General features: G+C 62.7%; 9 protein-coding genes and 1 pseudogene. 7 read left to right on the top strand and 3 right to left on the bottom strand.

The genetic code is table 11. The annotated features are described in order from the left end of the window. The first annotated feature begins 249 nt into the window (after window positions 1-249). Window positions 250-648 (top strand): rhodanese-like domain-containing protein, encoded by a 399-nt coding sequence (locus EOA27_RS16585; protein WP_126082714.1) that lies wholly within the window; start codon window positions 250-252, stop codon window positions 646-648. Between the two features lie 8 nt (window positions 649-656). On the opposite strand, the gene EOA27_RS16580 is transcribed toward EOA27_RS16585, so the two are convergent. After that, on the bottom strand, window positions 657-1565 hold the full coding sequence (locus EOA27_RS16580; RefSeq protein WP_126082713.1) for an alpha/beta fold hydrolase: 909 nt from the start codon (window positions 1563-1565) through the stop codon (window positions 657-659). Window positions 1566-1612: 47 nt separating this feature from the next. Between EOA27_RS16580 and EOA27_RS16575 the strand changes: the two genes are divergently transcribed. Further along, window positions 1613-2065, top strand: a complete 453-nt coding sequence (locus EOA27_RS16575; RefSeq protein WP_042642392.1) for a MarR family transcriptional regulator — start codon at window positions 1613-1615, stop codon at window positions 2063-2065. A gap of 9 nt (window positions 2066-2074) precedes the next feature. On the opposite strand, the pseudogene EOA27_RS16570 reads toward EOA27_RS16575, so the two are convergent. Together EOA27_RS16570 and EOA27_RS16565 are read right to left on the bottom strand one after the other, a co-directional pair. After that, window positions 2075-2687 (bottom strand): annotated as a pseudogene (locus tag EOA27_RS16570) (pyridoxamine 5'-phosphate oxidase family protein). A 92-nt stretch (window positions 2688-2779) separates the two neighbouring features. Then, a complete protein-coding gene (locus tag EOA27_RS16565; RefSeq protein ID WP_040982795.1) occupies window positions 2780-3133 on the bottom strand; it encodes a DUF971 domain-containing protein in 354 nt (117 codons plus the stop codon). Between the two features lie 307 nt (window positions 3134-3440). Here EOA27_RS16565 and moaA point away from each other — a divergent pair, with 307 nt between their 5' ends. The 5 genes from moaA to EOA27_RS16540 all read left to right on the top strand — a co-directional run. Next, window positions 3441-4436: a GTP 3',8-cyclase MoaA gene (gene moaA / locus EOA27_RS16560; protein WP_126082712.1), complete on the top strand. Its 996-nt coding sequence runs from the start codon at window positions 3441-3443 to the stop codon at window positions 4434-4436. 55 nt (window positions 4437-4491) lie between these two features. Beyond that, window positions 4492-4986: a hypothetical protein gene (locus tag EOA27_RS16555; RefSeq protein ID WP_126082711.1), complete on the top strand. Its 495-nt coding sequence runs from the start codon at window positions 4492-4494 to the stop codon at window positions 4984-4986. Window positions 4987-5073: 87 nt separating this feature from the next. Further along, window positions 5074-5430 (top strand): hypothetical protein, encoded by a 357-nt coding sequence (locus tag EOA27_RS16550; RefSeq protein ID WP_126082710.1) that lies wholly within the window; start codon window positions 5074-5076, stop codon window positions 5428-5430. A 124-nt stretch (window positions 5431-5554) separates the two neighbouring features. Then, window positions 5555-6475, top strand: coding sequence for a DMT family transporter (locus EOA27_RS16545; protein ID WP_126082709.1), 921 nt, complete (start codon window positions 5555-5557; stop codon window positions 6473-6475). Window positions 6476-6479: 4 nt separating this feature from the next. Next, a partial coding sequence (locus EOA27_RS16540; protein ID WP_148669962.1) for an NTP transferase domain-containing protein occupies window positions 6480-6594 on the top strand: 115 nt, incomplete at its 3' end.

Raw genomic sequence — 6594 nt, 5'->3', positions numbered from 1 at the left:
CTCGCCCACCGCATGGCGGATGTAAGGCGCAACTATACTGATTCATACCGATTTCGTTAAGCTTCCATAAATTTCCAGGGCCATGTTGCAGAACGGTTTCACATCCTTGTGAGACCCGTGCGGCCAGCCTCGGTTCCCGCGATGCTTGCGCCATTGCGCCAGACCTTGGCGGAACCGGCTCGGACGTGACAAACCCGGGCCGTTATGCTCGAAATCCTGGTCGCTTGAGCCGTGGCCTGGAGATGCGCAGTGAAGAAGGGATATCGCGAACTGCTCGATGAGGCGAATGCCGAGATCGAGGTGGTGTCGCCAGAGGAAGCAGCCGGGCTGCTGGAGGATGAGAATACGATCTTCGTCGACCTGCGCGATCCTCGCGAAGTCGAGCGCGACGGCAAGATCCCCGGCGCCAAGCATGTGACGCGCGGCATGCTGGAATTCTGGATCGATCCCGAAAGCCCCTACCACAAGTCGTTCTTCGCCTCGGGAAAGACCTTCGTCTTCTTCTGCGCCGGCGGCTGGCGCTCGGCTTTAGCGACCAAGACGGCGCAGGACATGGGCCTGACCCCGGTCAAACATATCCTCGGCGGCTACACCGCCTGGAAGGCGGCCGGCCTGCCGGTCGAGCCGGGGCAGAAGAAGGCGGACTGATAGGCTGATTAGTGCAGGATCGCTTCCCGCTGCTCGGTCACGAAGCCAACGGCGCGTGCAACGACATTTCTGTCGGCGAGGATGCGGCGGTGGCCGAGCCCATCGGCCCAGTGCAGGTGGACGTGCTCGCCGGCGCCCGCGTAACGCCTGGCATGGTCGGCGTGGACCTCGCGATCGTCCGGTGCGTGGATGATCAGCGTCGGCACCGGCGCCTCGGCCAGTTGGCGGTCGCCGGTGAATTCGCTGAGCGGCCGGCCGGAAAGGTGTTTCACCCTGTCCGCCATCGCAACGCGAGAGCGCGGCCCGACATTGAGCCTGTGGCTGAAATCGTCGAAGATTGCCGGCAGCGAGCTCGGCGCGGCAATCAAGACCAGCTTCTGCACCTTGAGCGGCGGCATGCCCTTGACCGACGCGGCGACGGCATTGGCCGCAACCGCGCCGCCGAAGGAGTGGCCGACCACGGCGGCAAAGGGACCGAACCATTCGCCTGTGACACGCACCGCTTCCACCGCATTCACCATGTTCAGATGGCGGCCGAGCGAATGGCCATGCCCAGGCAGGTCGAGCGAGACGACCTTGTATCCGGCGCCGCGAAACCCTTCGATCAAGGCCCGCATATATTCGGTGCGCGAGCGCCAGCCATGGATGACGAGCACGGTGCCGCGCGGCTCCCTGCCCGGCTCCGGCCGGAATTCGTGCACGGCCACGCAATCCGACCTTGTCTTCAGCCGGTGATGGCGCGCCTCGGCCATGAAGGCTGATGCGCGTTCGACGGCCCGGCGTTCGCCGTCGCTCAACGCCTTGACGCTGGGTGTCCGGCAAAACAATTCGAACGCGGCGCGACCGCTGAGGCGCGGCGCGACATGCTCGGCCGCGCCGAAAACGCCCCGGATGACCTTCATTCCAAATGATGCCATATTGGCAGTCCATCCATTCGTTCAAGCATGAACATAATAGTTCAAACATGAACATTAAGCAAGAGCTGCCCTGGGACAACCCGCGTTTTCGCAACTGGGTCGCGGTGGCGCGCGCCTGCCATGTGCTGGAGCGCACGCTTGCCGTGAAGCTCGCCCCGCTCGACCTGAAGCCGGCGCAGCTCGACGTGCTGATGAACCTCTACCGCCACCCCGGCATGTCGCAGCACGACCTTGCCCGCAAGCTCCTGGTCGGCCGCTCCAACATCACGATGCTGTTGCCGCAACTCGAGGGGCGCGGCCTGCTGCGGCGCGAAGGCGACGAGAAGGACAAGCGCGTGCTGCGGCTGAACCTCACCGAGGCGGGCGAGGCCCTGCTGATGAAGGCGCTGAAAGTTCACATGGCGCTGATCGAGAAGGCGATGAGCCAGTCGACGCCGGAACAGTGCGACATGATCGGCGAGCAGATGCGCAAGATCGCCGACGTCCTGAAGGAAGCCTGACTTTCAGGCTTACCACATCGTCTTTTTGGCTCTTTCAGGCCATTCCTTGTCATAGGCTTCGCCGTCGATGTTCTTGCGGCTGGTGACCCTCGAGGATCTGGCCGGGCGTCGGCAGCGACTTCGGGTCGACATGCCTGGCTGGGTTCCAGAGTTCCGAGCGCACGATGGCTCGGGCACACTGGAAATAGACCGTGGCGACATCGATGACGGTGACCGAGCGGGCCGGCTTGCCGTCGACCATGAAGGAGGCGCATAGCCCGGCATCGGTCGTGATATGGGCGCGGCCGTTGACGCGCAGCGTCGTGCCCGAGCCCGGCACAAGGAAGAGCAGTCCCACGCGCGGATCCCGAATGATGTTCCTCAGCGAATCGGCGCGGTTGTTGCCGCGCCTGTCCGGCATCATCAGCGTCTTGTCGTCGACGAGGCGCACGAAACCGGCGAGATCGCCGCGCGGCGAGCAGTCGAGCCCCTCCGGCCCGCTGGTCGCCAGCGCCACGAAGGGCGAGGCCTCGATGAAGGCGGCATATTCGGGAATCACATGGTCGAGTTCCTTGACGACCGAGGCCTCGCCCGGCAGGCCGTAGAGAGCCTCCAGTTGTTCGACCGATGTGATGCGCGACATTCTTCGTCTCCTGACGTTTTGCCGGCGCTACTCCACGTCCATGACGCCTTGACGACAGCCCGGCTGCCGACATTGGATTGCCACCCGCACAACTAGCGGTCTCGGCTCAGCCCCTTCTCGGCCAGTTCGGCGAGATAGGCGTTCCAGCGCTCATCCTTTTCGTGGCCGAGCGTATGCAGATAGTTCCAGGTGAAGATGCCGGTGTCATGAAAATCGTCGAAGGTGATGCGCACCGCGTAGTTCCCGACCGGCTCGATCTTGAGGATTGCGACATTGCGCTTGCCGGGGACCGTCACCCGCTGTTCCGGCGAATGGCCCTGCACTTCCGCCGATGGCGAAGCCACGCGCAGAAACTCCGCCGGCAATTCGAACGGCTGATGGCCCGGAAAGGTCACGGTCAAGAGCTTGCGGTCTTTCGAGACCCTGAGTTCCTTTGGCGCGGTCATGACTGGTCCTGTCTAGAGACGGATGATTTCTGGTCGAATCGACCTGAAATCTGAATCCGTCTCTAGTCAAAGAGATAGAGCATGATGTCGTCCGAAAAACCGCTTCACACTTTTCGGCATCATGCTCTGGTTGCCCCCTTCCCTACGCCGCTTCGCGCCATGCGGAAAGCCACTTGAGGCCAGCCGACATACGATGTCGGTCGGGGAATGTTACCAAAGACCGAGACCTTCTATCTTGAATGCGGCATTGGATCGTATCACATAGCCATATATAACGATGCCGCTCAGGCCACGGGAAACGCTTGCAATGGATATGATCGACCCCTTCGGTCGCACGATCAGCTATCTGCGCGTATCGGTCACCGACCGCTGCGATTTCCGCTGCACCTATTGCATGGCCGAGGACATGACCTTCCTGCCGAAGAAGGATCTGCTGTCGCTCGAGGAGCTCGACCGACTCTGCACCGTCTTCGTCGAAAAGGGCGTGAAGAAGCTTAGACTGACCGGCGGCGAGCCGCTGGTGCGCAAGAACATCATGCATCTGGTACGCCAGCTCTCGCGGCATCTCCAAAGCGGCGCGCTGGACGAGCTGACGCTGACTACCAACGGCTCGCAGCTTTCGCGCTTCGCCGCCGAGCTCGCCGACTGCGGCGTCAAACGCATCAATGTCTCGCTCGATACGCTCGATGCCGAAAAATTTCACCAGATCACGCGCTGGGGCAATCTCGGCAAGGTGATGGAAGGCATCGATGCCGCTCAGAAGGCGGGGCTGAAGATCAAGCTCAATGCGGTCGCGCTGCGCGACTTCAACGATGCCGAGATCCCGGAGCTGATGCGCTGGGCGCATGGCCGCGGCATGGACCTCACCCTCATCGAGACGATGCCGATGGGCGAGATCGAGGCCGACCGCACCGACCAGTATCTGCCGCTGTCGATGCTGCGCGCCTCGCTGGAGCGCCAGTTCACGCTCGCCGATATCCCCTACAAGACCGGCGGCCCTGCCCGCTACGTCCATGTCGCCGAGACCGGCGGCCGGCTCGGCTTCATAACGCCGATGACGCATAATTTCTGCGAGAGCTGCAACCGCGTGCGGCTGACCTGCACCGGCACGCTCTATATGTGCCTCGGCCAGGAGGACGCCGCGGATCTGAGGGCACCGTTGCGCGCCTCCGAAGGCAACGAATTGCTCGACGCGGCCATCGACGAGGCCATCGGCCGCAAGCCCAAGGGCCATGATTTCATCATCGACCGCCGCACCAGCCGTCCTTCAGTGTCGCGGCATATGAGCGTCACCGGCGGCTGATTTTTTCAACGGCTTGATGCATGATCGCCTTTGGTCAGAGGCCAAAGGGGGGAACATGCAGAATCTTCGGCGCATCGGCTTGTTTTCCGCGCTTCTGTTCTTGGCGACAACGGCGCTGGCCAAGCCGTTCACCTATGTCAACGCGCGCTTCGGCACCGTGTGCACTTTCCCGGACCAGATTTTCACGGAGCGCATGCCGGAGCCGGAAAACGGCGACGGCCTGGAGTGGCACAGCGCCGACGGCGCCAGCGTGGCCTGTTACGGCAGCTACAATGCGCTCGACGACACGCCCAAGAGCCTCGTCGAGAACGAAAAAGCCAGCCCCGAGCCAGGTGACGAAGTCACCTACGGCAAGGCCGGCAAGAATTGGGCGGTGCTGTCGGGTACGAAGGGCGACAAGATCTTCTATCGCCGGTCCGTGTTCGGCAAGGAGGACGTGATCCACAGCGTCTTCATCGAGTATCCGGCAGCGCTCAAGGCGAAATACGACCCGCTGGTCGGCACCATTGCTGCTAGCCTGCACGAAGCGTCCGGGCCACACTCGAAATAAACCCTCCACGCCATCCTCCACCCGATTTACCGCCGGCCTTTTCCGGCCTAGCCTTCGAGCGCGATTTTCGCTCTAGGGGGAGTGCACATGCGCACAATCATGCTTTCACTTGCAATGCTTGGGATTGCTTCCATGCCGGCCGCCGCTCAGTCGATCGGCGGCACCTATACCGTCGCCGGCACCAATTTCGATGGTTCGAAATATGGTGGCGAGGCAACCATCACGCTGACCAGCGACACGACCTGCACGATCCACTGGGAAACCGGCGGCTCGACTTCGGACGGCATCTGCATGCGGAACGACAATGCGTTTTCCGCCGGCTATGCGATGGGCAAGGAAGTCGGTCTCGTCGTCTACAAGATCGAGAAGGACGGCTCTCTGCATGGGCTTTGGACCATCGCCGGCCAGAACGGCAACGGCACCGAAGTGCTGACGCCGAGGTAAGTCTTCGGGACCCTGGCAAATCGTTCTATGGGCCATGCAGAAATTCGTGGCCCATTTCTTTTGGCGTTGCTGTTCGCGGTGACCTGCTACAGGTTTCGATCCAAAATAGAATCCGGAACCGCCTTTGCCTCTCTCGCCAAACCTGCGCGGCGCGCTGTTCATGATCGTGGCCATGGTCGGCTTCACCTTGAATGATGCGATCACCAAATTTTCTTCCGAATCGATGAACATGGCGCAGGTCATGCTGGTGCGCGGCGCCTTCGCGTCCTTCTTCGTGGGCCTGCTTGCCTGGCGGCGCGGCGCGCTGGTCAATCCGGCCGCCATGCTGCAGCCGATGGTGGCCATGCGCGTGGCCGGCGAAGCCGGCGCAACGGTGTCGTTCCTGATCGCGCTTGCGCATCTGCCGATCGGCAATGTCTCGGCTGTCATGCAGGCATTGCCGCTGGCGGTCACCATGGGCGCGGCTTTGGTGTTCGGCGAAAGCGTCGGCTGGCGACGCTGGACCGCCATTGCCGCCGGCTTCGTCGGCGTGCTCATCATCGTGCGGCCGGGTTTCGAAGGGTTCAGCGTCTATTCGCTGGTGGCCTTGGCCAGCGTCGCCTGCTGCGCGGTGCGCGACCTGTCCACCAAGCGCATCCCACACGCGATCCCGACCATGCTGGTGTCGACGGCGACCGCGCTTGCCATGACCGTCCTGGGCGCGCTGCTTTTGTCGCCGATGGGCGGCTGGACGCCGATGAGTGGCCGCTCGACCATGCTTCTGGCGCTCGCGGCGGTGCTGGTGCTCATCGGCTATCAGTTCATCATCATGGCGATGCGCTCGGGCGACATCTCCTTCATCGCGCCGTTCCGCTACACCGCCCTGCTGTGGTCGATCCTGCTCGGCCTCCTCATTTTCGGCGATGTTCCCGACCTGCCCATGATCGCCGGCGCCGCCATCATCATCGGCTCCGGCCTCTATGCGCTCTACCGCGAGCGCGTCGTCGGCAGGCAGCAACCCGCCGCTGAAAGCGCTGGACCCGACATGGCGCCGGACGGCATATAGGCCAATGGACAGAAATGTTGCGGGGATCATTCTGGCGGGAGGCCAGGCGCGTCGAATGGGCGGCGGCGACAAGCCGCTGCTTTCATTGGGCAAAGCCAGGTTGATCGACCATGTCGCCG

This window comes from Mesorhizobium sp. M2A.F.Ca.ET.037.01.1.1, from assembly GCF_003998075.1.
Classification (GTDB): Bacteria; Pseudomonadota; Alphaproteobacteria; order Rhizobiales; family Rhizobiaceae; genus Mesorhizobium.
The sequence above is the reverse complement of the archived record's forward strand: the minus strand, read 5'-3'. Positions and strand labels throughout refer to the sequence as shown.